We start from the raw sequence: 24,169 nt of genomic DNA, 5'->3' as shown, positions 1-24,169 counted from the left end.
CGGACCGATAGGGACCCGCAGCGCCCGGCAGCCGATTCGCGGCGCACGTCCTTCCTGCCGTTCCTCGGCTCTCGCGCTGGCCACCGGATCGCCCGCTGGACAACGCGGCGACGCCGCGCAGCGCGCCACCGACCCGACGAAAACCGCCCTCCTCTCAGCTCCGGCCCCTCCTGCGGGTCGCCGGCAAGACGGACAATTTGTGCTCGCGCGACATCCGAGACCGGCGGCTCGACGTCCGCGCCGCATATGTTGGGGCCCGGACGCGCATCCAGTTCTCGGGCCATGAGAACGGCGCTGTCGGATCGGCACGGTCGCGCGTCGTATTCATGCACGGGACGCGGGCCGCGGCCGCGCTGCATCGTCGGCCTTCCAATGCGCCCGTCGCCCGTGTAAACGCAGGGCTCAACGACAATCCCGCCACGCGCGTCCGGGAGCAGGGCTGATTTCAGCCGTGCCCGATCGGGCGCGCTTGGCCTGAGAAGGCCGCAGATGCCCAAGCGCACCGACATCTCCTCGATCCTGATCATTGGTGCGGGTCCGATCATCATCGGACAGGCCTGCGAGTTCGACTATTCCGGCACCCAGGCCTGCAAGGCGCTCCGCGAGGAGGGCTATCGGATCGTCCTGGTGAACTCGAACCCCGCCACCATCATGACCGATCCGGACATGGCGGACGCGACCTATGTCGAGCCGATCACCCCGGAAATCGTCGCCAAGATCATCGAGAAGGAGCGCCCCGACGCGATCCTCCCGACCATGGGCGGTCAGACGGCGCTGAACTGCGCCCTGTCGCTGCAGAAGATGGGCGTGCTGGCGAAGTACGGCGTGCAGATGATCGGGGCCACGGCGGAGGCCATCGACAAGGCCGAGGATCGGCACCTGTTCCGCGACGCCATGACCAAGATCGGGCTCGACACCCCGAAATCGGCGCTGGCCAACGCCTCGGCGGCCAAGAAGGCCGATCGGCGGGCCTACCTTGCCGAGATCGCCCGGATCGAGGCCGCCAACGACGACCCGGCCGCGCGCCAGACGGCGCTGGCGGCCTTCGAGAAGAGCTGGGCCGCCGGGGAGACCGATCGGCGCAAGCGCTACGGCGAGCACGCGATCGGCCAGGCCCTGATGGCGCTCGCCGAGGTCGGCCTGCCGGCGATCATCCGCCCGTCCTTCACCATGGGCGGCACCGGCGGCGGCATCGCCTACAACCGCGAGGAATTTCTTGAGATCGTCGAGCGCGGCATCGACGCGTCCCCGACCAACGAGGTGCTCATCGAGGAGAGCGTGCTCGGCTGGAAGGAGTACGAGATGGAGGTCGTCCGCGACAGGAACGACAACTGCATCATCGTCTGCTCCATCGAGAACATCGATCCGATGGGCGTCCACACCGGTGATTCGATCACCGTCGCCCCCGCGCTCACGCTCACCGACAAGGAGTACCAGGTGATGCGCGACGCATCGCTGGCGGTGCTCCGCGAGATCGGCGTCGAGACCGGCGGCTCGAACGTGCAATTCGCGATCAACCCCGAGAACGGGCGCATGATCGTGATCGAGATGAACCCGCGCGTCTCGCGCTCCTCGGCGCTCGCCTCGAAGGCGACGGGCTTCCCGATCGCCAAGGTCGCGGCCAAGCTCGCGGTCGGCTACACGCTGGACGAGATCGCCAACGATATCACCGGCGGCGCGACCCCGGCCTCCTTCGAGCCGACGATCGATTACGTCGTCACCAAGATCCCGCGTTTCGCCTTCGAGAAGTTCCCCGGCGCCGAGCCGACGCTCACCACCGCCATGAAGTCGGTGGGCGAGGCCATGGCGATCGGCCGCTGCTTCGCCGAATCGCTGCAGAAGGCGCTGCGCTCCCTGGAAACGGGCCTGACCGGCCTCGACGACATCGAGATCGAGGGCCTCGGCAAGGGGGACGATCACAACGCCATCAAGGCCGCCATCGGCACACCGACCCCGGATCGGCTGCTCAAGGTCGCGCAGGCCCTTCGGCTGGGCGTGAGCCACGAGCAGGTCTACGCGTCCTGCAAGATCGACCCGTGGTTCTTGGAGCAGCTCCAGGCGATCATCGACCTCGAGAATCGTGTGAAGGCCCACGGCCTGCCGCAGACGGCCGGCGCCTTCCGCCAGCTCAAGGCTGCCGGCTTCTCGGATGCCCGCCTCGCGGTGCTGGCCAAGACCGACGAGTCCGCCGTCAGTGCCGCTCGTCGCGCCCTGGCCGTGCGCCCGGTCTTCAAGCGGATCGACACCTGCGCGGCCGAGTTCAAGTCGCCCACCGCCTACATGTACTCGACCTACGTGGCGCCCTTCGCCGGTGCCGTGGTGGACGAGGCCCAGCCCTCGGATCGCAATAAGGTCATCATCCTCGGCGGTGGCCCGAACCGGATCGGCCAGGGCATCGAGTTCGACTATTGCTGCTGCCACGCCTGCTTCGCGCTGTCGGATGCCGGCTACGAGACCATCATGGTCAACTGCAACCCGGAGACGGTCTCGACCGACTACGACACCTCGGACCGGCTCTACTTCGAGCCGCTGACCGCCGAGGACGTGCTGGAGATCATCGAGACCGAGCGGCAGGCCGGCACCCTGCACGGCGTGATCGTGCAGTTCGGCGGCCAGACGCCGCTGAAGCTCGCCCGGGCGCTGGAGGCCGCCGGCGTGCCGATCCTCGGCACCTCGCCCGACGCCATCGACCTCGCCGAGGACCGCGACCAGTTCAAGCGGCTCCTCGACAAGCTCGCGATGAAGCAGCCGAAGAACGGCATCGCCTACTCGGTGGAGCAGAGCCGGCTGATCGCTGCCGATCTCGGCCTGCCCTTCGTGGTGCGCCCGAGCTACGTGCTGGGCGGCCGCGCCATGGCGATCATCCGCGACGAGACCCAGTTCGCCGACTACCTCCTCGACACGCTGCCCAGCCTGATCCCCTCGGAGGTGAAGGCCCGCTACCCGAACGACAAGACCGGCCAGATCAACACGGTGCTGGGCAAAAACCCGCTCCTGTTCGACCGCTACCTGTCGGACGCCGTCGAGGTGGACGTGGACGCGGTCTGCGACGGCAAGGACGTGTTCATCGCCGGCATCATGGAGCACATCGAGGAGGCCGGCATCCATTCCGGCGACTCGGCCTGCTCGCTGCCGCCGCGCTCCCTGTCTCCCGAGACCGTGGACGACCTGGAGCGTCAGACGAAGGCGATGGCGCTGGCGCTCAACGTCGTCGGCCTGATGAACGTCCAGTACGCCATCAAGGACGGCGTGATCTACGTGCTGGAGGTCAACCCGCGGGCATCGCGCACCGTGCCGTTCGTCGCCAAGGTGATCGGCGAGCCGATCGCCAAGATCGCGGCGCGGATCATGGCGGGCGAGCCGCTGGCCACGTTCGGCCTGAAGCCGAAGATCCTGCCGCACATCGCCGTGAAGGAGGCCGTCTTCCCGTTCGCGCGCTTCCCCGGGGTCGACGTGCTGCTCGGGCCGGAGATGCGCTCCACAGGCGAGGTCATCGGACTCGACACGAGCTTCGGCGTGGCCTTCGCCAAGAGCCAGCTCGGCTCGGGCACGCAGGTGCCGAAGGCGGGCGCCGTGTTCGTCTCGGTGCGGGACGCCGACAAGGCCCGCATCCTCCCCACCATGAAGCTCCTGTCGGATCTCGGCTTCAGCGTCCTGGCGACGGGCGGCACGCAGCGCTATCTCGTCGAGAACGGCGTTCCAGCTGAACGGATCAACAAGGTTCTCGAAGGCCGTCCGCACGTGGTCGACGCGATCAAGAACGGCGGGATCCACCTCGTTCTGAACACAACCGAGGGAGCCGGCGCGCTGTCGGACTCGCGCTCCCTCCGGCGCGCGGCCCTCTTGCATAAGGTGCCGTATTACACCACTCTAGCCGGCGCGATGGCCGCGGCCGAGGGGATCAAGGCCTATCTAGAAGGCGATCTCAAGGTCCGCGCGTTGCAGGAATACTTCGCGGCCTGAACCTCAGGGTTCCGCTGACTTCATTTCGTGGCCCGGAGGGAGTGCTACACTCTCGGCCGGGCCTCTTCATTGTGGCGCGAGACGATGGCGATAGACAAGGTTCCGATCACGGTGCGCGGGCTCGCAGCCCTCGAAGAGGAGCTGAAGCACCGCCAGCAGGTGGAGCGCCAGCGCATCATCCAGGCGATCGCGGAGGCCCGCGCCCTGGGCGACCTTTCGGAGAACGCCGAGTACCATGCCGCCAAGGAGGCGCAGTCGCACAACGAAGGTCGCGTCATCGAGCTGGAGAGCATGATCGCGCGGGCCGAAGTGATCGATGTCACGAAGCTTTCGGGTGACAAGATCAAGTTCGGCGCGACGGTGAAGCTCGTCGACGAGGACACCGAGGAGGAGAAGACCTACCAGATCGTGGGCGAGCCCGAGGCTGACGTGCGCTCCGGCCGTGTATCGATCACCTCCCCGATCGCCCGCGCGCTGATCGGAAAGGGCGTCGGCGACACCGTCGAGGTGACGACTCCCGGCGGCGGCAAGTCCTATGAGGTCGTCGCCGTCCAGTATGGCGGCTGAGCCGATGCGGCCACGTGCCTGGGGCCGCTTTGCCGGCCTGCTTCTCGGCGCCGTCGCGGGGTCCGCGGCGGCGAGCGACTTCCCGGCGACGGCTTACTTCTCCGATATCCGGGTCGACGTGCGGCCGCTCCTGGAGAAGGGCGCTGGCGTCCAGGCCGATGCCCTCGCGGCCGATCTGACCGAGGCCTTGCGGAAGAGCTTCGCCGGCCGGATCGGCGGACGCGGACCCCGTCTGGTCGTCGTGGTGAGCAGCCTGTCGCTGCGGCCCTTCGCCGGCAGCGGGGCGCGACCGGGCTACGGGGGCAATTTCCAGACCGACTATCTCGAAGGCGAGGCACTGCTCGTCGGCCCCAAGGGTCAGGTCCTCGGACGGCATGCGCAGATGACCGCGACGCCGTCGAGCTACGGCGGCGCGTGGTACGATCCCCAGTTCGAGAACCGCCGGCTGGCCGCGATCGCGGACATCTACGCGCAGTGGCTCGCGCGGGACCTGCCGCGGGACTAGAAGGACTGCGCCGAGTTCCGGTGTCGCAGGTCGTGCCGGGATGGGCGGCCGACCGGAATGCTGTGGCGACGTTTGGTCAGGGCCGTCGGATCCATGTCCCCATCCTGAGATGCGGATGCGCGTCGCGGGCATTTCAAGATAGACACGGCCGTCCGATTTCCGTGACGGGCCCGACCGATCAAGCACTGGTGACATGCCGCGGCGGCCGAACGGACCCGGTCGCCGGTTTCTCGAGCGAGGCGCATGGCAAGTATCGACGTGTCGAAGACGGGTTCCGCTGCACTCAGCCGCCCGGATCGGGGGATCGAGCGCCTCCCCAAATTGTCCCGCGCCCGCGCCTGGATCGTCACCGATGGCAAGGCGGGCGACGAGAACCAGTGCGTCGGCCTCGCTGAGACGCTCGGCCTCGCGTTCGAGATCCGGCAGGTGCCGGCTGCCGGCCCCTTCGGCTGGATGGCACCGTGGGGGCCGATCGATCCGCGCGAGGGCCCGCGCCGCCGCGATGGCGCCCTGTCGGGACCCTATCCGGACATCCTGATCGCCTCGGGTCGACGGGCCGTCCCGTATCTTCGCGCCGTCCGTCGGGCTACCGGAGGCCGAACCTTCACGGCCTTCCTGAAGGATCCGCGCACCGGCGAGGACAGCGCGGATTTCATCTGGGTGCCGGATTACGACGACCTGCGCGGTCCCAACGTGTTCACGACGCTGACGGCGCCGCACCTCGTCACGGCGGCGCGGCTCGCCGCGGCCAGGGCGCGCCCCGACCCCCGGCTCGCGCGGCTCGGCGGACCGCGGGTGGCCGTCTTGGTCGGCGGCGACAGCCGCCATCTGAGCTATCGCAAGACCGACATGATCCGCTTGGTCGAAGACCTTCGGGCCCTCGCGGATCGGGGCTGCCGGCTGATGGTGACGATCTCCCGCCGGACACCGAACCCGCTCCGCGACGCGGTGAGGACGTTGGCCGCCGAGACCGGCGGCTTTCTCTGGGACGGGACCGGCGACAATCCCTACGTCGGGATGCTGGCTCTCGCCGAGGCGATCGTCGTCACCTCCGATTCCGCCAACATGGTCAGCGAGGCGGTCGCCACCGGCGCACCGGTCCTGCTGTTTGACCTGCCGCGCACCTATATCCGGCATCGGCGGATGTTCGCCGGGCTGGCCATCGCCGGAGCCCTGCGACCGTTCACCGGTCAGTTGGTGGATTTGACGTACAAGCCGATCGACGCGACGCCGGTTATCGCGCAGGCGCTCGCGGACGCCTATGCTGCGCGCCGCGCGGCCGAGCCGGCCTGAGGAGTCCGAGAGAGATGGCCCACACCCACGCCAAGCTCGTGATCGTCGGTTCGGGACCCGCCGGTTATACGGCGGCGATCTACGCAGCCCGCGCCATGGTCGAGCCGCTGCTGATCTCCGGCTTCCAGCCGGGCGGCCAGTTGATGATCACCACCGATGTCGAGAACTATCCTGGCTTTGCCGAGGCGATCCAGGGGCCCTGGCTGATGGAGCAGATGCGGCTGCAGGCCGAACATGTCGGCACGCGCATCGTTTCGGAGTACATCACCAAAGTCGACCTCAAGCAGCGGCCATTCCGGCTGGAGGCTGATTCGGGGGAGACCTATTCCTGCGACGCGCTGATCATCGCCACCGGCGCGCAGGCGAAGTGGCTCGGAATCCCGTCCGAGGCCGCGTTCCAGGGCGGCGGCGTCTCGGCCTGCGCGACCTGCGACGGCTTCTTCTTCCGCGGCAGGGAGGTGGTCGTGGTCGGCGGCGGCAACACCGCCGTCGAGGAGGCCCTGTACCTGGCCAACATCGCCAGCAAGGTCACGGTGGTCCACCGTCGCGACAGCTTCCGCGCCGAGCGGATCCTGCAGGAGCGCCTGTTCAAGCACCCGAACGTCGAGGTGCTGTGGCACCGGGAGATCGCCGAGATCTGCGGCGTGCAGAAGCCCGCGCCGAACGTCACCCACGTGCGTCTGAAGGATCCGCGCTCGGGCGAGATCAGCGAGGTCAAGGCCGACGGGGTGTTCGTGGCGATCGGCCATCAGCCGGCCACCGCAATCTTCGAAGGTCAATTGCCCATGCGTCACGGCGGCTACCTGTCGGTGAGGCCCGGCACCACCGAGACCGAGATCCCCGGCGTTTTCGCGGCGGGCGACGTCACCGACGACGTGTACCGGCAGGCGATCACGGCGGCGGGCATGGGCTGCATGGCCGCTCTCGAGGCGGAGAAATTCCTGGCCAACCTCGAAATCGGCGAGGATCCGGTCCAGGCCGCGGCGGCCGAATGATCGGTGCCCCGCCGGACGCTTTGCGCCGCGGCGGGGGACTGAAATCCCCGCCAATCGCGCGGCGGTCGGTATAGCGGTGGTCAACCGGTGCAATCGCACCGGTATTTCAACAACTTCCCGATCCGTGTGCTTGCGCCCGACCATGCGCTGTGTGCATAGGGGTTTTGACTGCGCCGGGATGCAGCGCATGCATACCCGCGCGGTGTCGGAAGCGGCGATACGCCGTCGACATCGCGCAGTTCGCCCGGCGATCCGCCTGAAACGCTGTGTGCCGGTGAAGCCGGGACGCGGCCTGAGGGGCTGCGCTGGTGGGGGTTCTGGCCTTGGATTGGGATAAGATCCGGATCTTCCTGAACGTCGCTGAAGCCGGCAGCTTCACGAAGGCCGGCGACGACATCGGTCTCAGTCAGTCCGCCGTCAGCCGCCAGATCAGCGCCCTCGAGCGCGAACTCAAGGCGCCGCTGTTCCATCGCCACGCGAGGGGGCTATTGCTCACCGAGCAGGGCGACCTGCTGTTCCGCGCGGCGCGGGACATGAAGCTGCGCCTGGAGAACACCCGTGCCCGGCTGGTGGAGACCTCGGAGAGGCCGACCGGGGACCTGAAGGTCACCACTACGGTCGGGCTCGGCACCTCGTGGCTGTCGCAGCGGGTGGGCGAGTTCCTTGACCTTTACCCCGACGTGCGCATCGAGCTGATCCTCACCAACGAGGAACTCGACCTCGCCATGCGCGAGGCGGACGTGGCGATCCGCATGCGCAGGCCCGCTCAGCCGGACCTGATCCAGCGCCGGCTGTTCACCGTGCATTACCATGCCTTCGCCAGCCAGGATTACGTCAAGCGATTCGGCGAGCCCAAGACCATCGAGGATCTCGACGATCACCGCCTCGTGTCGTTCGGCGGCAACGAACCGTCGTACCTGCTCGCCGCGCACTGGCTGGCCGATGCGGGCCGCGACGGTCGCGAGCGGCGGCACGTCCACCTGACGGTCAATAACATCGGCGCCCTACAGCGTGCCATGGAGGCGGGAGCCGGGATCGGGATCCTGCCCGACTACGCGGTCGACGGCGACCAGCAGCTCGTGCAGGTCCTGCGCGAGACCGAGATGCCGAGCCTGGAGAGCTATCTCGTCTACGCCGAGGAGATGCGCTCGGTGGCGCGGGTCCAGGCATTCCGGGACTTCCTGGTCTCGAAGGCGCAGCGCTGGACCTACTGACGCGACCTTCTCTCCGAAGGCCGGACGCCACTCCTCAGATCAAGGCAGCGGGCGCATTGCGCGGGTCGGACGGCCCGCCCAGGACGGGCAGGACCGGATCCGTGCCCGCCGTCGCGCGCGGATCACAGCAGTTCGTGCGGCGCGAACCTGCGCCGCCTCCCGCCGTCCTAGCCGTTCGCTGAGCCTGTGCTGACGGTGACACCGTCCCGCCGACGGAACGTCGCCTCAGAGGAAAAGCCGCTCGCCCTCAAGCCCCTTGTAGAGTCCGGCGACCTGCTCGCCGTAGCCGTTATAGATCAGCGTCGGCACGCGCTGATCGGTCCCGAGCACTCGCTCGGTCGCTTGGCTCCAGCGGGGATGGGGCACGGCCGGGTTCACGTTGGCCCAGAAGCCGTACTCGGATGCTTGCAAACCTTCCCAGAAGGTCTTCGGTCGGTCGGCGGTGAATGACACCTTCACGATCGATTTGGCGGACTTGAACCCGTATTTCCACGGCACGGCGATGCGGATCGGCGCACCGAACTGGTTCGGCAGCGGCTTGCCGTAGACGCCGGTCACCACGAAAGCGAGGTCGTTGCCGGCCTCGGCGAGCGTCAGGCCCTCGGTGTAGGGCCAGGGATAGAAGAAGGCCCGCTGCCCCGGGGCCATGGCCTTGTCCATGAAGGTCTCGAAGCGGATGTACTTCGCGCCCGATGCCGGCTTGGCCAGCGCCACGAGCTTCGAAAGCGGGAAGCCGGTCCACGGTACCGCCATGGACCATGCTTCGACGCAGCGATGGCGGTAGAGCCGCTCCTCAAGGCCCACCTTCCGGATCAGGTCGTCGACGCCGATCTCGAACGGCTTTTCCACGAGCCCGTCGATCTTGAGCGTCCACGGATGGGTCTTGAGCGCGTTGGCGGCTGGCAGCACGGTCTTGGACGTGCCGAACTCGTAGAAATTGTTGTAGTCGGCGCTGAACCGTTCCGGCGTGATCGCACGGTCGAGGGTATAGGCGGGGTTCTGTGCGGCCGGGTACAGTGTCTGGTCGCCCGCAGCCGCCAGGGCGGCCCGACCGCCGAGGAGGGAGCCCGCCGCGAGGCCGGCCGCGCCGCCGATCAGGACACGTCGGTTCAGGAACAGGGCCTCGGACGTGGCGAGATGCTCCGGCATCTCCCATCCGCGCTTGCGCTTAATCACCATCGCCGCCTCTCCTGAGTCCCCCCGCCGCCATTCCACAGATCAGCTCCGGCCGACACGGGAACAAGCGCCGCACCCTTATCTTTCGGCTGGCCCCCGCGGTCGGTTACGCTGCGTCCGGCGGCGTCTCGTCGCGCAGCATCCGCCGCAGCACCTTGCCGACGTTGGTCTTCGGCAGCGTGTCGTGCAGGACGACCCGGCGGGGAACCTTGTAGCCGGTGAGCTGCGCCCGCGCATGCGCCCGCAGGTCGTCGAGGGAAACCGACGGATCCTTCAGGACGACGTGGGCCACGACCATCTCGCCGGTCTCCTCGCTCGGCGCGCCGACCACGGCACATTCGAGAATGGCCGGGTGGGTCGCCAGGACGTCCTCGACCTCGTTCGGGTACACGTTGAAGCCGGAGACGAGGATCATGTCCTTCATCCGGTCGACAATCCGGAACTGGCCGTCCGGAAGCATGACGGCGACGTCGCCCGTGCGGAAGAACCCGTCCTCCGTCATGGCCCGAGCCGTCTCGTCCGCCCGGTTCCAGTAGCCGCGCATGACCTGCGGACCCCGCACGCAGATCTCGCCCGGCTCACCGATCGGAACCGGCTGTCCCGCGACGTCGCGGATCGAGACCTCGGTCGAGGGGAGTGGAAAGCCGATCGTGCCGGTGAAGTCCCGCAGGTTTCGCGGATTAGCCGATACCACCGGCGAGGTTTCCGAGAGGCCGTAGCCCTCGACGATGGTGCTGCCGGTGAGCGCCTTCCACCGCTCCGCCACCGCGCGCTGCACCGCCGTGCCGCCGCCAACCACGAAATCGAGCTTCGAGAAATCGACCGTCGCGATCTGCGGGTGGTTGATCAGCACGTTGAACAATGTGTTCACGCCCATCAGGTGGGTGAACGGCGTGCGGCTCAGCGTCTTCACCATGCCGTCGCAGTCGCGCGGATTGGGGATCAGCAGGCAGGAGCCGCCGCTGCGCATGAACTGGAAGAAGCACGCAGTGAGCGCGAAGATGTGGTAGAGCGGCAGCGCCGTCACTGCGCAGCGCTGCACGCTCGGGTCCTTCGAGTTGAACCAGAGCTGCGACTGCTCGACATTCGCCATGATGTTGCGGTGGCTGAGCATCGCCGCCTTCGCGATGCCGGTGGTCCCGCCCGTGTATTGCAGGAAGGCGAGGTCCTCGGGCCCGACCGGGACCGCGGCGCGCGGCAGGTTGCGGCCGCGGCGCAGCACGGTGGCGAACGGCACCGCGAGGCCGTCCGGCAGCCGGAATGGTGGAACCGCCTTGCGCACGTGCCGGCTGGCGAGGGTGATGACGTGGCCCTTCAGCCCGAGCCCGTCGCCGGGGCCGACCAGAAGCACCCGATCCAAGGTGAGCCCCGGAAGCGAAGCGGCGACGGTCGCGCCGAAATTCTCCAGGACGATGAGGATCCGCGCCCCGGAATCGGTGATCTGCTGGGTCAGCTCCCGGGGCGTGTAGAGCGGGTTGGTATTGACCACCGTTCCGCCGGCCAGGAGCACGCCAAAGATCGCCACCGCGTAGGCCGGCACGTTGGGCAGCATGATCGCCACGCGGTCGCCCTTGGCCAGACCCTGGCTCTTCAGCCATGCGGCGAGATCGCGGGCGTGCTGGCCCAGGGTCGCGTAGGTCATGGTCGAGCCGAAGCACAGCATCGCCGGCCGGTCGGCGAAGGCCGCCATGCTGGCCTCGAACAGCCCGTTGAGGGTGCCGAGCTTCGCGACGTCGATCTCCGCCGGAACACCGGGCGGGTACGCGGCGAGCCAGGGCCGCTCCGGTCCTCGGCCCGTCGATGAACCCGTCGATGAACCCGTCGCCCGTCCGGACGTGGTCGCCTGAGCGCCGTGCCCGATCACGCTGGCCTCATGCATCGCGATGCCTCCCACGGGCGCGGCTCTCGGCGGCCGGGTCCCTCAACGCAGTACGGGCCGACTCTGCGTGAACGGGCGCTGACCCGCAAGGCGATGCCGTCAGGCCTCCCGACGATGCAGGAGGGCTGTCGCCGATGCGACGTGTGGCAGAGCCGCGACGACGAGCAGGAGGGCGGCGAGGCCCGCCTCGCCCGGCGCGAAAGCCCGCCGCGGCCACGGCCCCGACCCGACCGTATCCGACAGTCCGATCACGGCGGCGCCGAACCAGAGAGCCAGGAAGGCGAGAGCGCCAAATCCGATTCGGTGCAGGCGCGGTCGAAACGGCCGGTTCGTGGCGATGGCGGACAGGCCGAGGATGGCACCGAACAGGCCGGCCGCGACCCCGGCGCCGAGGCCGTAGGCCAGCCAGAGGGGCTGATGCGTCAGGAACGCCATGCCGCCGGTGGCGAAGCCGGCGCGCAGGATGAGGCCGCCGAAGGTCGGGTAGAGCCCCGCCGTCAGCAGTGCGGCGACACCTGCGACCCCGAACAGCGCCCGGCGCGGTATAGAGGCCGGGCCCGGCCCGACGGCCACGCGGGCGAGATGCGCGACGCCGTAGATCAGCGCGAAGGCGAAGAGCGGGTAGCGCGTGGCGAAATAGCCGAAGATCCAGGGCTCGACCGCCTCGGGCAGTGCGGAGCGCTGGCTGAAGCCCGTGGCGGCGGCCAGGGCCAGGGCGATCAGCATGGCGAGGACCGGCAATGCCGGCCCGACGAGGCTCGTCCACCGGCGCGGCGCGGCCGCAACCGACGTCCCGACAGGATCAGGCACCGCGCTGAGCCCTGCGCGGTTCATCGTTCGCTCCGGATCCCAGCGGGTCCCGGGGCTGCGGGGACCGTTAGATGATCGGAGCCGATGCGGGATGTGCGCATACCCGCACGACCCGGCGCGATCCTACCGCGCCTCGTAGTGGTCGCGCACCAGCCGGTCGAGGAGGCGCACCCCCCAGCCGGCGCCCCAGCTGCGGTTGATCTCGCTGGCGTTCGACGACATCGCGACGCCGGCGATGTCGAGGTGGGCCCACGGCACCTCCTCGACGTAGCGCTTGATGAAGGAGGCCGCGGTGGCGGCGCCCCCGTGACGGCCGCCGGTGTTCTTCATGTCGGCGAACTTGGAGTCGATCGCCTTGTCGTAGTCGGGGATCAGCGGCATCCGCCAGACTTTCTCGCCCGTCGCCTCGCCCGCCGCATGGATGTTCCCGGCGAGCGCGTCATCGTTCGAGAACATGCCGGCGATGTCCTGGCCCAGCGCCACGATGATCGCGCCCGTGAGCGTGGCGAGGTCGACGATCGCCTTCGGCTTGGCGCTGCGGACCACGTGGGTGATCACGTCGGCCAGCACGAGGCGGCCTTCCGCGTCGGTGTTGATCACCTCGATGGTCTGGCCGGACATCGACGTCAGGATGTCGGAGGGGCGGTAGGCGCCGCCGTCCGGCATGTTCTCCACGATGCCGATGGCGCCCACGACGTTGCAGCGCGCCTTGCGGGCCGCCAGGGCATGCAGGGCGCCGACCACGGCGGCAGCACCGCCCATGTCACCCTTCATGTCCTCCATGCCGCCGCCGGGCTTGATCGAGACGCCGCCGGAATCAAAGATCACGCCCTTGCCGATGAAGGCCACGGGTGCCTCGCCAGCGGTTCCGCCGTTCCAGCGCATGATCACGATCCGCGGCTCGCGGGCCGAGCCCTGCGCCACCGCGAGCAACGCGCCCATGCCCAGTTCGCGCATCCGCGCCGGCTCGATGACCTCGATTTCGACCCCGAGCTTGGCGAGTTCGGCGGCGCGACGGGCGAACTCCTCGGGGAAGAGCACGTTCGGCGGCTCGTTCACGAGGTTGCGCGCCAGGATCACGCCGTCCGCGAGGCTCTGCGCGGTGTCGCCCTCTCGGGCCGCCGCGCCGTGGTCGGCCAGCAAGAGGGTTAGAGCCGTCGCGGCCTTCTCCTCGGCCTCGGGCTTCTTCTTGGTCTTGTAGCGGTCGAACGTGTACGTGCGCAGCCGGGCGCCGAGGGCGAACTCGCCGGCCTGCGCAGCCGTCACCGATGCACCCGGCCAGTCGAGGACGATCCGAGCGGTCCGCCCGGAGACCTTGCTGGCGGTGAAGCCGCCCAGCACCGGCCAGTCGGTCTTGGCGCGGTCCTTGTCCGAACCGAGGCCGACCACCACGAGGCGCTCCGCGCTGACGCCGGACGGGGCCGGCAGGCTCAAGGCGCTGAGGGAGCGGCCCTTGAACTTCTCGGACGCCGCGGCGCGCGCGACGAGATCCGACCCGGCCGCGCCCAGCGCGTCGCGGGCCGCAGCACTCAGGGTGAGGTCGTCACCGACGAAGACGACGAGATCGCCGGATCCGCCCGGGCCCTGCCCGCTCTGTCCGAGGGGACCGAAACCGATCTCGATACCGTCCGCCATACCCGTCGCCCTGCCCGTCATCCCGGAGCCGCACATCGCGCCCACGCGTCGCCGCCTGAGCCATTCGCCCTGTGTAGCCGCTGAGGCGGAGAACGCAACGCGACGCGACAGCCCTGGAATCGCCCCTTTTGTCGGGTCCCTGCCAGCTCGAGGGCGCGAGAGGACGAGCGGGACTGCCGGGCCAATGAGGCAGATCGAGCGCTACATCTTTCGGATCGCCCTGGGGTCCACCCTGGCCTGCCTGATCGGCCTCACCGGCACGATCTGGCTGACGCAGGCCCTGCGCGAACTCGACCTCGTGACCGCCAAGGGCCAGACGCTGCTGGTCTTCCTGTTCGTCACCGGTCTGTCGCTGCCGACGCTCGTCGTGGTGATCGCGCCCGTCGCGCTGTTCATTGGGACCGTCTACGCCCTCAACAAGCTCAACGGCGATTCCGAGCTGATCGTCATGTCGGCGGCCGGCATGCCGCCGCGCTCGCTCCTCCGGCCCTTCCTGACCCTCGCGCTGATCGTCAGCTTTCTGGTCGGGTTCCTGGTGGTGGTGGTGATGCCGGCGAGCTTCCAGGAGCTGCGCGACGTGATCACGCGGGTGCGCGGCGACTTCATCGCGAACGTCGTCAAGGAGGGCCAGTTCACCCAGCTCGACAACGGCATCACCTTCCATTTCCGCGAGCGTGGGCCGGGCGGCACCCTCAAGGGCCTGTTCATCCAGGACCGCCGGGAAGCCGGCAAGACCAAGGTCTACCTCGCCGAGCGCGGCAACGCCGTCGACGTCGAGGGCCAGAGCTACCTGATCTTGGAGAACGGCAGCGTCCACCAGCAGCAGAAGGACTCGCGCGATTCCTCGATCCTGACCTTCGAGCGGTACACGATCGACCTCGCCGCCTTCGCGCCCCCGGATTCCGATACAATCTACAAGCCCCGGGAGCGCTCAACGGCGCAGCTCCTGTTCCCCGACCAGAGCGAGGGCTACTACAAGCTGCAGAAGGGCCGCTTCCGGGCGGAGCTGCACGATCGGCTCTCCGCCTGCCTCTACCCGTTGGCCCTGGTCTTTATCGCCTTCGCGGCGCTCGGCGACCCGCGCACCACCCGTCAGGGCCGCGGCCTGGCGGTCGCCGGGGCGATCCTCGCCGTCGTGGCGCTGCGCATCGGCGGTTTCGCGGCCGTCAGCGCCGCTGCGCGCAGCTCCGGGGCCGTGGCGGCGATCTATGGCGTCCCGCTTGCCGCGATGGCGCTGTCCAGCCTCCTGATCTTCTTCGGACCGCGGGTGCGGGCGTTCAACGTCGCGCTGGTCCGCGGCGTGCGGAGCCTGCACCGCGGGCGACGCCTCGCGCCGGCGGCCTGACCGATGATGCTGATCGGTCCCACCCTCGGGCGCTACTTCGCCGCCCGCTTCGCCCGAACCGTGCTCGGCGTCTTCATCACCGTCTTCGCGCTGGTCTACACCCTCGACTTCGTCGAGCTGCTGCGCCGCGCGGGCGAGGCCGAGGGCGCATCCACCGGGCTGATGGCGCAGCTCTCGCTCTACCGTACCCCCGCGGTGGCCGAGGGCGTGCTGCCCTTCGCGGTCCTGTTCGGCTCCATGGCGGCCCTGCTCCAGCTCTCGCGCAAGCTGGAACTGGTGGTCGCCCGGGCCGCCGGGATCTCCGCGTGGCAGTTCCTGCAGCCCGGCTTCTTCGTGGCGCTGGCCCTCGGCGCGGCGGCCGTGGGGATCTACAACCCGGTCTCGGCGATGCTGAAGCAGCGCTCCACGGAGATCGAGGCGAAAATCTTCGCCAAGGCCACCAAGGCCGGCTCGGGCAAGGACCTCTGGATCCGGCAGCGGGGCCTGGACGGCGAGGCGATCGTGCGCGCGGAGACCGCCATCGAAGGCACGACGACGCTCGCGGGCGTCTCCGTCTTCACCTTCGACGAGGCCGGCAAATTCGCCCAGCAGCTGGTCGCGGCCCGGGCGACGCTCCACGACGGGTACTGGGAGCTCTCCGACGTGCGCGTTCTCACACCCGAGATGCCCCCCGAGTCGTTCGACACCTACCTGATCGCCTCCAATCTCGATCCCGGGCAGGTCCGGCAGCGCTTCACCCCTCCGGAATCTGTGCCTTTCTGGCAACTTCCCACAACCATCGCACGCACCGAGCGGGCCGGTTTGGACGCCACCCGATACCGGCTTCAGTACGATGTCCTGTGGGCGAGGCCGGTCCTGTTCGTCGCCATGGTGCTCGTCGCCGCAACCGTTTCCTTACGGTTCTTCCGCTTTGGTGGTGTCGGCAAACTCGTCCTCGGTGGCGTCGCGGCCGGCTTCGCCCTCTACGTGGTCCGACAGGTCATGGAGGGGCTCGGAGCGTCCGGACTCGTCGCGGCACCGGTGGCGGCCTGGTTCCCGGCCGTGGTAGGCAGTCTTCTCGGTACGCTCACGCTTCTGTACCAGGAAGACGGCTGACCGCTGCGATGCGTCGCCGGCAGGGAGACGGGTGTTTGAGGGTCGTGGCGGCACACGTCACAGGGGTTGGGACGCGCGTTGCGTAAGGTCACCGACATCCTGCGGAAAGCGGGCCTTCTGGCCGCGCTCGCGCTGGCCGTGCCCCTGACGGCGGCCGCGTCGGCGCGCGCGCAGACTCTCCCTGCCGTGGCGGCTGCAAAGCCGGGCGACAAGCTCCTCGTCGAGGCCGACGAGCTGGTCTACGACAACGAGCGCAGCACCGTGACGGCCCGCGGCAACGCCGAGCTGCATTACGGCCCCCGGACCCTCCAGGCCGACCGCGTGCGCTACGACCGCGGCAGCAGCCGCGTCTTCGCCGAGGGCAACGTCCGCCTCACCGAGGCCGATGGCGGCGTGGTGACCGGCGAGCGCATGGAGCTCACCGACGATTTCAAGACCGGCTTCATCGACGCCTTCCGCGGCCAGCAGACCGTCCAGCGCAAGTTCGAGACCGTGCGGACGCGTTTCTCGGCGCCCCGGGCGGAACGGCTGAACGGCGAGCAGACGAGCTTCGACTCCGGCAGCTACACTGCCTGCGAGCCCTGCAAGGACAATCCGGAATCGCCGCCGCTCTGGCAGCTTCGGGCGAGCAAGATCGTCCACGATAACGAGACCCATACCGTCTACTTCGACGATTCCACGCTGGAGATCGCCGGCATCCCGGTGGCCTACCTGCCGTATTTCGAGGCTCCGGATCCGACGGTAAGGCGCAAGACCGGGTTCCTGGCGCCCCGCTTCATCACGACGACGGCCCTCGGCAGCGGCGCGTCGCTGCCGTACTTCATCGCCCTCGCGCCCAGCTACGACCTGACGCTGACGCCGACCCTGCTCAGCCGCCAGGGCCTTCTGGCCCAGGGCGAGTTCCGCCAGCGGATCGACAACGGCTTCTACAACCTGCGCCTGTCCGGCATCTCGCAGACGACGCCCTCCGCCTTCCTGCCGAGCCCGCTCGGCGCCGGCGAGCGTGACTTCCGCGGCTCCGTCGAATCGCAGGGCCGGTTCTACATCAACCCGCGTTGGCGGACCGGCTGGGACCTCGTCGGCGTCACCGACAAGTGGTTCCTCGACAATTACCGGATCCGCAATCAGAACATCACCACGGACTACTTCCGCGAGGCGACCTCGACGGCCTACCTGATCGGCCAGGGCGACCGGTCGTGGTTCGAGGCACGGGGCTACTACTTCAAGGGCCTGTCGAGCTTCGACTGGCAGAAGCAGCAGCCGATCGTGGCGCCGGTCATCGATTACGACAAGCGCATCAATGGCCCGTCCGAGATCGGCGGCGAGGTGCGCTTCCAGGCCAACATCACCAGCCTGACCCGCGAGACCACGCAGTATCAGGGGCTGCCGCGCACCTCGAGCTACCTGTTCTCGCCGAGCGTGAACGGCGTCAGCTTCCCGCTCTACCAGACCTGCACGATCTTCCAGCGCGGCACCTGCCTCATCCAGGGGCTTGCGGGAACGAACACGCGCGCCTCCGCCGAGCTGTCCTGGCGCCGCAGCTTCATCGATGATTACGGCCAGAAGTTCACGCCGTTCGCCTACCTGCGGACCGACGCGTTCTTCACCAACCCCAGCTTCTCGGGCTACCAGAACGACCTCGCCCCCCAGGTGGCGAAGATCGATGACGGCTTCGCCGGCCGCGTCATGCCGGCGATCGGCCTCGACTACCGGTACCCCTTCGTGGCGAATTTCGGTGCGCTGGGCGTCCACACCCTTGAGCCGATCGGGCAGGTCATCGCGCGGCCGTCCGAGACACGGATCGGCCGGCTGCCAAACGAGGATGCGCAGAGCCTCGTGTTCGACGATACCTCCCTCTTCGAATGGGACAAGTTCTCGGGCTACGACCGGGTCGAAGGCGGCGTGCGCACCAATCTCGGCGGCCAGTACTCCGTGGTCACGCCCTCCGGCTGGTACGCCAACGTGCTCTTCGGCGAGTCCATCCAGCTCGCCGGCGTCAACTCGTTCCGCCGCGGCGACATCGCCAATGTCGGCCTCGATTCCGGTCTGGAGACCCAGCGGTCCGACTTCGTCGGCCGGTTCCAAGTCTCGCCGAACCAGAACATCACGTTCATCAGCCGGGCCCGCTTCAATCAGTCGGACTTCCACGTGTCGCGGTTCGAGGCCGGGGCGACGGCCCGGTTCGCACCGTTCGCGCCGCTCACCCTGTCGGCGTTCTACTCGTACTACGAGGCGCAGCCGCTGCTGGGCTACAGCCACTACCGCGAAGGCATCACCGCCTCGGCGACCTACAACATCACGCCGAACTGGTTCGTCTCCGGCTCGCTGCTGGTCGACCTCACGCACTACCTCGACGTGCGCAACACCTACCAGGACGCGCTGACCTCCTACCTCGCCAACCCGATCGGGACCGTGCCGATCTACCAGAATCCGGGTCGGTTCTACCTGTCGGGTGCCAGCTTCGGCGGCGGCTATCAGGACGAATGCACCACCGTCTCGCTGAACTACATCAACTCGCCGATCGCCACCGCCACCGGCGTGCGCGAGCGCAACCAGACCGTCCTGCTGCGTGTCGAGCTGAAGACCCTGGGCGAGGCGGATCTGCGCCAGAACGTCGGAACGGCCACCACGGCGGACGGCATCGCCTCAGTGCGGTGACCGGCGCCGCCGCGGGCGCTATAGACCGTCTATGCCACCCCTCGCCCTCACCCTCGGGGATCCCGCCGGGATCGGCCCGGAACTGGCCCTCAGCGCCTGGCTCGGGCGCGGCGGTCCGCGCCTGCTGCCGCCGTTCTTCCTCGTGGGTGATCCGGCCTTCATCGAACGTCTCGCCCACCGGATGAACCGGCCTGTCCCGGTCGCCGAAGTCGATCCCGAGACCGCCGCCGAGGTGTTCCGGCACGCATTGCCGGTGGTGCCCCTACCGAGCGGCGCCACCGTGGCGGCGGAGCCCGGGATGCCGGATTCCGTCAACGCGGGCGCGACCATCGAGTCGATCACCGCCGCCGTGGGCTTCGTCAAGGCCGGGCGCGCCAGCGCGATCGTGACCAACCCGATCGCCAAGTTCGTGCTGACGCGGACCGGTTTCGCCCATCCGGGCCACACCGAGTTCCTCGCCGCGCTCTCGGTGCCCCCCGGCCGGACGCCGCCCCGGCCGGTGATGATGATCTGGAGCGAGATGCTCGCGGTCGTTCCGGTGACGATCCACGTCCCGCTGAGGGCGGTGCCGGAGCTCCTCACCCAGGACCTCGTGGAGGAGACCGCCACCATCGTCGCCCGCGATCTGCGGGACCGGTTCGGACTGCACGAACCGCGCCTCGTCCTCGCGGGCCTGAACCCGCACGCCGGCGAGGCGGGAACCATCGGTCACGAGGATCGGGACGTGCTCGCCCCGGCCGTGGCCCGGCTGCGCGCGGCCGGCATCGACATCCGCGGCCCGCTGCCGGCCGACACGCTGTTCCACGCCCGGGCTCGGGAGACCTACGACGTGGCCCTCGCGCCGACGCACGATCAGGCCCTGATCCCGATCAAGACCATCGCGTTCGACGACGGCGTGAACGTCACCCTCGGATTGCCGTTCGTGCGCACGTCGCCGGACCACGGCACCGCGTTCGACATCGCCGGCAAGGGGATCGCCCGGCCCGACAGCCTCGTGGCGGCGTTGCGGCTCGCCGCCCGGCTGGCGGCCACCGGATCCGCCGCAGGCGCGGTCCCGTCCGGCGGCGACGCGGGCCCGTTCCGCATCTACGCAGGCCGGCCGATGCCCGCGGGCGCCCGGCATTTCGGTCCGGAGGACGAGCTGTGAGGGCGGGATCTTGAGCGCCGGGGACGGGCTTCCGCCGCTCCGCGAGGTCGTCGCCCGGTATGGCCTGGAGCCCAAGAAGGCGCTCGGTCAGAACTTCCTCTACGACCTCAACCTCACCGGACGGATCGCCCGTGCTGCGGGACCGCTCGATGGTGTGACCGTGGTCGAGGTCGGCCCAGGTCCCGGCGGCCTGACGCGGGCGCTGCTGGCCGAAGGGGCGGCGCGGGTCGTGGCCATCGAGCGCGATCCGCGCGCCTTGCCAGCGCTCGCCGACATCGCGGCGCACTATCCGGGCCGGCTCGAAGTGGTCGATGCGGACGCGCTGGTGTTCGATCCGCGGCCGCTGATCGGTCCCGGTCCGGCGCGCATCGTGGCCAATCTGCCCTACAACGTCGGTACGGCGCTTCTCACCGGCTGGCTCGGCGGTGAGGCGTGGCCACCCTGGTGGGATCAGGCCGTCCTGATGTTCCAGCGGGAAGTCGCCGAGCGCATCGTCGCCGGACCCGAGCAGCGGGCGGATTATGGCCGGCTCGCCGTGCTGTGCGGCTGGCGGACACAGGCCGAGATCCTGTTCGACGTCAGTCCGTCGGCCTTCGTTCCGCCGCCGAAGGTGACGTCGAGCGTGGTACGGATCGTGCCGCGGGCCCGGCCTCTCGCGTGCCGGTGCGGGGCTCTCGAAGCCGTGACCCGCGCGGCCTTCGGCCAGCGCCGCAAGATGTTGCGCCAGAGCCTGAAGTCCTTGACGGCCGACGCCGGCACCATGCTGGCCGCGGCCGGCATCGCCGAGACCGCGCGCGCCGAAGAAGTGCCCGTGTCGGGCTTCGTCGACTTGGCCAACCTGTGGGAGCAAAATAAAAACGCCGGCACCGTCGAGACGGCACCGGCGTGAATGCGACGGTCCCGGTCCTCCGACCGGGACGCCCGAGCGATCAGCGGGTCTGCTGGATCGCCGAGAGCACCCAGCCGCGACCGGGCTGGCGCAGGAAGGTCCACAGTTCCGTGGCCTCTGAGGAGTCGGTCTGCACGACACGGCCGCTGGAGCGCTCGATCATCACGTCCTTGAGCGCGTAGCGCATCGCCACGGTCGCGTAGTCGGTGCGGTCCTCGCCCCACGATTCCGCCAGGTCACCCTGGAGCAGCTTCACGTCCGTGATCTTGTTCACGACGCCGCGGGACGCGTTATTGCGCAACTCCTCGTCGAAGTAGCTGACCATCTCGGGCGTGGACAGGTTGCCGAGGGTCACGCGATCCTCGCGGGAATAGGCATCTTGGATATCGCCGAGCAGCCGCTCGAACGCTTGGTAGTCGGCGGGGCCGATCTGCACCGGACGCGCCTGGGGCGGCCGCTGACCACCTCTGAACATGCCCGCGGCGGGAGCCCCGGGCGCACCGCCGATCGGGCCGCCGGGACCCTGCTCACCGTCGAGGGATGAGCGGGCGTAGGGCGCGCCGGCGCCGGCCGGCTGGTTGCGGCGGCGGAAGAAGCGCAGGGCCAGCATCACCACCACGACCACGAGGCCCACCTGGAAGAGCAGGCCGATCATCGAGGCGAGGCCGCCCAGGCCGCCGAAGAAACCGCCGCCGAGGAGCGCGCCGATCAGGCCGGCGCCGAGCAGGCCCGCGAAGAAGCCGCCGCCGAACCGGCGGCCCGTCGCAGGAGCCTGCATACCGGGGCTGCCCATGCCGGGAGACGGAGCGGTCTGAGACCGCTGCATCGTCATGCCGCCGCCCGGAGCGGTCGGCGTAGCGGACGGTGCCGTGTAGGTGCGGGAGCCGCGCGACCCGAAGGACCCGCCGCCGCCCGGACGGGCTTCGACCACGGGAGCCGCGACAGTCAACGCCGCGACCAGAGCCAGCAGGCTGGCCACGCGCCGGCGACGCGAAATCTGGGTGAGCATAGACACGCCTCTGAGGACGAGAACTGGATGGCGCTGAGCGCCAGTGACAATATGGGAACGGCTGGGCCCGCGTTTTAGTCCTGCCCCACGACGGCGCGATGGCAGTTTTCCGCCCGTCAGTGCAGCGCCCGCTCGGGCGCGGCGGGAAACGACAACCGCACCTGGGTGCCCTCCCCGGATCGGCTGTCGACGGTGATGGTGCCGTTCTGGCGCTTCATCAGACCGTGAACGATCGCGAGGCCCGCGCCGCGGCCGGCCTCGTGGCTGGTCTGGAAGGGTGCGAGGGCCCGGGTCAGCATCTCGGGCGACATGCCCTGGCCCGTATCGCTCACCGCAATCCCCACGATGCCGTCGCCGGGCTGCTGCATCATCCGATCGCCGGGCTCGATCCGGAAGGTCGACAACGTCAGAGTGCCACCAGCCGGCATCGCCTCGCAGGCGTTCGCGACCAAGTGACGCAGGGCGAACTCGATCTGAGTCGGGTTGCTGATCGCGGGCGGCAGGCCGGGTGTCCGAGCCACGTTCAGTCGGATCGCGGCCGGCAAATCGGGGGCGAGGCGCCCGGCCAGGTCGGCCACGATCACGTCGAGATCGACGGCGCGGACCTCGGGCGCGATCCGCCGGGAATAGGCCAGGAGGTGGCGCGTCAGGATGGCAGCCCGCTCGGTGGCATCGGCCGATCGCGATATCGCGCGCTGGATGAACGGCTCCGGGCGGTCGCCCAACCGACGCTTCAGGCCGTCGATGTAGCCGATGAGGATCTGGAGGAAGTTGTTGAATTCGTGAGCCACGCTGTTGGTCAGCAGGCCCAGCGCCTCGCGCTGGCGGGACAGGGCGAGCGCGCCCTCCGCCTCCCGTCGTGCCGTGACGTCGAGGATCTGGCCGATCCGGAAGGGGGTGGTCGGCAGCGGGGCCACCGTCAGACTGGCCCAGAAGCTCGTCCCGTCCGCGCGCAGCGCCGGGAACTCCTGGATGGCGTCCTGGGCCGGATCCGGCGCGGGCGCGCGGCTGGCCAGCATCGGATCGAGGCCATGCTCCCTGAGCCACGCCGCCGGACGCCCGCAGAGGCGCTCGAGGGCGGGATTGGCGTGCAGAACCCGGCCTCCCTCGTCGAAGAGCAGGCTCGGCGTCGGCAACGCATCGAGGAGCGCGCGAGCCTCCTCCGAAAGGGGCACGTCGTCGTCCGAACCGTGACCCGTGCCGGGTTGCGCCATGCTGCGTTCGCGCTCAGCGGATGCGGAAGGCCCGCGACGCGCCCTCGATAGCGACGAACGGCCGTCCGGCCAAGACGGGGCCCGGAACGCGGATCCGGGGATGGTCTACTGGCGCACCCACATGACCCGAGCCATCCAGGCGACCTCGCCGAGATTCAGGGTGCGATCCTCGTGCTCTGGGTTGAGCGAGGCGAGCTCGACGGTGCGGGCGGTCCGGCGTCTCAGTTCCTTGGCCAGGACCTCGCCGCCGTGAAGGCGGACGACAACGCGGTCGCCCTTGCGCACGCCGGCGGTGGGCGACACGATCAGAACATCGCCGTCCCGGAACAGCGGCAGCATGGAATCGCCCTGGATCTCCAGCGCGAAGGCACGCTCCTCGCCGAGGTCCGGGAACTCGATCTCCTCCCAGCCCGCACCGCCGGTGGGCATGCCCTCGTCGTTGAACAGGCGACCGGCACCGGCCTGGGTGAGACCGATCAGCGGCACCATGGTCCGGGCGGGGATCTCGCGGGCCTCGATGAGGCGCAGGAACTCGTCCAAGCTGGATCCAGTCGCAGCCAACACCTTCGAGACCGATTCCGTCGAGGGCCAGCGTTTGCGCCCGTCGGCGCCGACGCGCTTCGAGCGGTTGAAGCTCGTCGCGTCCAGGCCGGCGCGGCGTGCCAGTCCCGAGGCCGAGTAGCCGTGACGCTCGGCGAGCCGGTCGATGGCGTTCCAGATCTGCTCGTGCGACAGCATGTCGGGCTCGGAGGCTCACCTTGAGCGGGCCGGAACC

Annotated in this window: 18 protein-coding genes; 11 read left to right on the top strand and 7 right to left on the bottom strand. The window is 69.1% G+C overall.

Translation table 11 applies throughout. From position 1 onward, the window contains the following. Window positions 1-489: 489 nt before the first annotated feature. The 6 genes from carB to MFF58_RS20715 all read left to right on the top strand — a co-directional run bounded on the left by carB (window position 490) and on the right by MFF58_RS20715 (window position 8,537). A complete protein-coding gene (carB, locus tag MFF58_RS20740) occupies window positions 490-3,963 on the top strand; it encodes a carbamoyl-phosphate synthase large subunit (RefSeq protein WP_238290808.1) in 3,474 nt (1,157 codons plus the stop codon). A gap of 90 nt (window positions 3,964-4,053) precedes the next feature. After that, window positions 4,054-4,530, top strand: coding sequence for a transcription elongation factor GreA (gene greA, locus MFF58_RS20735; protein WP_238290855.1), 477 nt, complete (start codon window positions 4,054-4,056; stop codon window positions 4,528-4,530). Between the two features lie 4 nt (window positions 4,531-4,534). Then, window positions 4,535-5,035, top strand: coding sequence for a hypothetical protein (locus MFF58_RS20730; protein ID WP_238290806.1), 501 nt, complete (start codon window positions 4,535-4,537; stop codon window positions 5,033-5,035). Between the two features lie 243 nt (window positions 5,036-5,278). Continuing rightward, window positions 5,279-6,328 (top strand): mitochondrial fission ELM1 family protein, encoded by a 1,050-nt coding sequence (locus MFF58_RS20725; RefSeq protein ID WP_238290805.1) that lies wholly within the window; start codon window positions 5,279-5,281, stop codon window positions 6,326-6,328. A gap of 14 nt (window positions 6,329-6,342) precedes the next feature. Then, complete coding sequence (trxB, locus tag MFF58_RS20720) at window positions 6,343-7,323, top strand: thioredoxin-disulfide reductase (RefSeq protein WP_238290802.1); 981 nt, start codon at window positions 6,343-6,345, stop codon at window positions 7,321-7,323. Window positions 7,324-7,646: 323 nt separating this feature from the next. Beyond that, window positions 7,647-8,537, top strand: a complete 891-nt coding sequence (locus MFF58_RS20715; protein ID WP_010681976.1) for a LysR family transcriptional regulator — start codon at window positions 7,647-7,649, stop codon at window positions 8,535-8,537. 225 nt (window positions 8,538-8,762) lie between these two features. On the opposite strand, the gene msrP is transcribed toward MFF58_RS20715, so the two are convergent. From msrP to MFF58_RS20695, 4 genes are all read right to left on the bottom strand, one after another. Beyond that, window positions 8,763-9,716: a protein-methionine-sulfoxide reductase catalytic subunit MsrP gene (msrP, locus tag MFF58_RS20710; RefSeq protein WP_238290800.1), complete on the bottom strand. Its 954-nt coding sequence runs from the start codon at window positions 9,714-9,716 to the stop codon at window positions 8,763-8,765. A gap of 103 nt (window positions 9,717-9,819) precedes the next feature. Further along, window positions 9,820-11,592, bottom strand: a complete 1,773-nt coding sequence (locus MFF58_RS20705; protein ID WP_238290798.1) for an AMP-binding protein — start codon at window positions 11,590-11,592, stop codon at window positions 9,820-9,822. Between the two features lie 99 nt (window positions 11,593-11,691). Beyond that, entirely contained in the window at window positions 11,692-12,426 is a 735-nt protein-coding gene (locus tag MFF58_RS20700; protein WP_238290797.1) for a hypothetical protein, read from the bottom strand. A 99-nt stretch (window positions 12,427-12,525) separates the two neighbouring features. After that, complete coding sequence (locus MFF58_RS20695; RefSeq protein ID WP_238290795.1) at window positions 12,526-14,037, bottom strand: leucyl aminopeptidase; 1,512 nt, start codon at window positions 14,035-14,037, stop codon at window positions 12,526-12,528. A gap of 184 nt (window positions 14,038-14,221) precedes the next feature. Here MFF58_RS20695 and lptF point away from each other — a divergent pair, with 184 nt between their 5' ends. The 5 genes from lptF (at window position 14,222) to rsmA (ending at window position 21,171) form a co-directional block, all read left to right on the top strand. After that, complete coding sequence (lptF, locus tag MFF58_RS20690) at window positions 14,222-15,382, top strand: LPS export ABC transporter permease LptF (RefSeq protein ID WP_238290793.1); 1,161 nt, start codon at window positions 14,222-14,224, stop codon at window positions 15,380-15,382. A gap of 6 nt (window positions 15,383-15,388) precedes the next feature. Then, a complete protein-coding gene (gene lptG, locus MFF58_RS20685) occupies window positions 15,389-16,477 on the top strand; it encodes an LPS export ABC transporter permease LptG (protein WP_238290854.1) in 1,089 nt (362 codons plus the stop codon). A 78-nt stretch (window positions 16,478-16,555) separates the two neighbouring features. Then, the gene (locus MFF58_RS20680) at window positions 16,556-19,135 is read left to right on the top strand and encodes an LPS-assembly protein LptD (RefSeq protein WP_238290790.1); all 2,580 of its coding nucleotides are present in this window, start codon (window positions 16,556-16,558) and stop codon (window positions 19,133-19,135) included. Window positions 19,136-19,166: 31 nt separating this feature from the next. Beyond that, the gene (pdxA, locus tag MFF58_RS20675; protein ID WP_238290789.1) at window positions 19,167-20,282 is read left to right on the top strand and encodes a 4-hydroxythreonine-4-phosphate dehydrogenase PdxA; all 1,116 of its coding nucleotides are present in this window, start codon (window positions 19,167-19,169) and stop codon (window positions 20,280-20,282) included. A gap of 10 nt (window positions 20,283-20,292) precedes the next feature. Next, window positions 20,293-21,171: a 16S rRNA (adenine(1518)-N(6)/adenine(1519)-N(6))-dimethyltransferase RsmA gene (gene rsmA / locus MFF58_RS20670; RefSeq protein ID WP_238290788.1), complete on the top strand. Its 879-nt coding sequence runs from the start codon at window positions 20,293-20,295 to the stop codon at window positions 21,169-21,171. Window positions 21,172-21,211: 40 nt separating this feature from the next. On the opposite strand, the gene MFF58_RS20665 is transcribed toward rsmA, so the two are convergent. The 3 genes from MFF58_RS20665 to MFF58_RS20655 all read right to left on the bottom strand — a co-directional run bounded on the left by MFF58_RS20665 (window position 21,212) and on the right by MFF58_RS20655 (window position 24,132). After that, window positions 21,212-22,180, bottom strand: a complete 969-nt coding sequence (locus MFF58_RS20665) for a TIM44-like domain-containing protein (RefSeq protein ID WP_238290787.1) — start codon at window positions 22,178-22,180, stop codon at window positions 21,212-21,214. Between the two features lie 116 nt (window positions 22,181-22,296). Further along, window positions 22,297-23,394 carry a two-component system sensor histidine kinase NtrB gene (locus MFF58_RS20660; protein ID WP_238290786.1) on the bottom strand — a complete coding sequence of 366 codons (1,098 nt, stop codon included), beginning with the start codon at window positions 23,392-23,394 and terminating at the stop codon, window positions 22,297-22,299. A 105-nt stretch (window positions 23,395-23,499) separates the two neighbouring features. Next, window positions 23,500-24,132, bottom strand: coding sequence for a S24 family peptidase (locus tag MFF58_RS20655; RefSeq protein ID WP_238290785.1), 633 nt, complete (start codon window positions 24,130-24,132; stop codon window positions 23,500-23,502). Between the last annotated feature and the right edge of the window lie 37 nt (window positions 24,133-24,169).

Source organism: Methylobacterium longum (assembly GCF_022179385.1).
Taxonomy (GTDB): domain Bacteria; phylum Pseudomonadota; class Alphaproteobacteria; order Rhizobiales; family Beijerinckiaceae; genus Methylobacterium; species Methylobacterium longum.
The sequence above is the reverse complement of the archived record's forward strand: the minus strand, read 5'-3'. Positions and strand labels throughout refer to the sequence as shown.

Excerpts from the sequence above, each read along its gene's own strand:
- carB (WP_238290808.1), top strand. The coding sequence starts at position 490 with ATGCCCAAGCGCACCGACATCTCCTCGATCCTGATCATTGGTGCGGGT.
- MFF58_RS20705 (WP_238290798.1), bottom strand. The coding sequence starts at position 11,592 with ATGCATGAGGCCAGCGTGATCGGGCACGGCGCTCAGGCGACCACGTCC.
- pdxA (WP_238290789.1), top strand. The coding sequence starts at position 19,167 with ATGCCACCCCTCGCCCTCACCCTCGGGGATCCCGCCGGGATCGGCCCG.
- MFF58_RS20695 (WP_238290795.1), bottom strand. The coding sequence starts at position 14,037 with ATGGCGGACGGTATCGAGATCGGTTTCGGTCCCCTCGGACAGAGCGGG.
- MFF58_RS20660 (WP_238290786.1), bottom strand. The coding sequence starts at position 23,394 with ATGGCGCAACCCGGCACGGGTCACGGTTCGGACGACGACGTGCCCCTT.
- trxB (WP_238290802.1), top strand. The coding sequence starts at position 6,343 with ATGGCCCACACCCACGCCAAGCTCGTGATCGTCGGTTCGGGACCCGCC.
- MFF58_RS20725 (WP_238290805.1), top strand. The coding sequence starts at position 5,279 with ATGGCAAGTATCGACGTGTCGAAGACGGGTTCCGCTGCACTCAGCCGC.
- lptF (WP_238290793.1), top strand. The coding sequence starts at position 14,222 with ATGAGGCAGATCGAGCGCTACATCTTTCGGATCGCCCTGGGGTCCACC.
- msrP (WP_238290800.1), bottom strand. The coding sequence starts at position 9,716 with ATGGTGATTAAGCGCAAGCGCGGATGGGAGATGCCGGAGCATCTCGCC.
- MFF58_RS20655 (WP_238290785.1), bottom strand. The coding sequence starts at position 24,132 with ATGCTGTCGCACGAGCAGATCTGGAACGCCATCGACCGGCTCGCCGAG.
- lptG (WP_238290854.1), top strand. The coding sequence starts at position 15,389 with ATGCTGATCGGTCCCACCCTCGGGCGCTACTTCGCCGCCCGCTTCGCC.
- MFF58_RS20665 (WP_238290787.1), bottom strand. The coding sequence starts at position 22,180 with ATGCTCACCCAGATTTCGCGTCGCCGGCGCGTGGCCAGCCTGCTGGCT.
- MFF58_RS20700 (WP_238290797.1), bottom strand. The coding sequence starts at position 12,426 with ATGAACCGCGCAGGGCTCAGCGCGGTGCCTGATCCTGTCGGGACGTCG.
- MFF58_RS20730 (WP_238290806.1), top strand. The coding sequence starts at position 4,535 with ATGCGGCCACGTGCCTGGGGCCGCTTTGCCGGCCTGCTTCTCGGCGCC.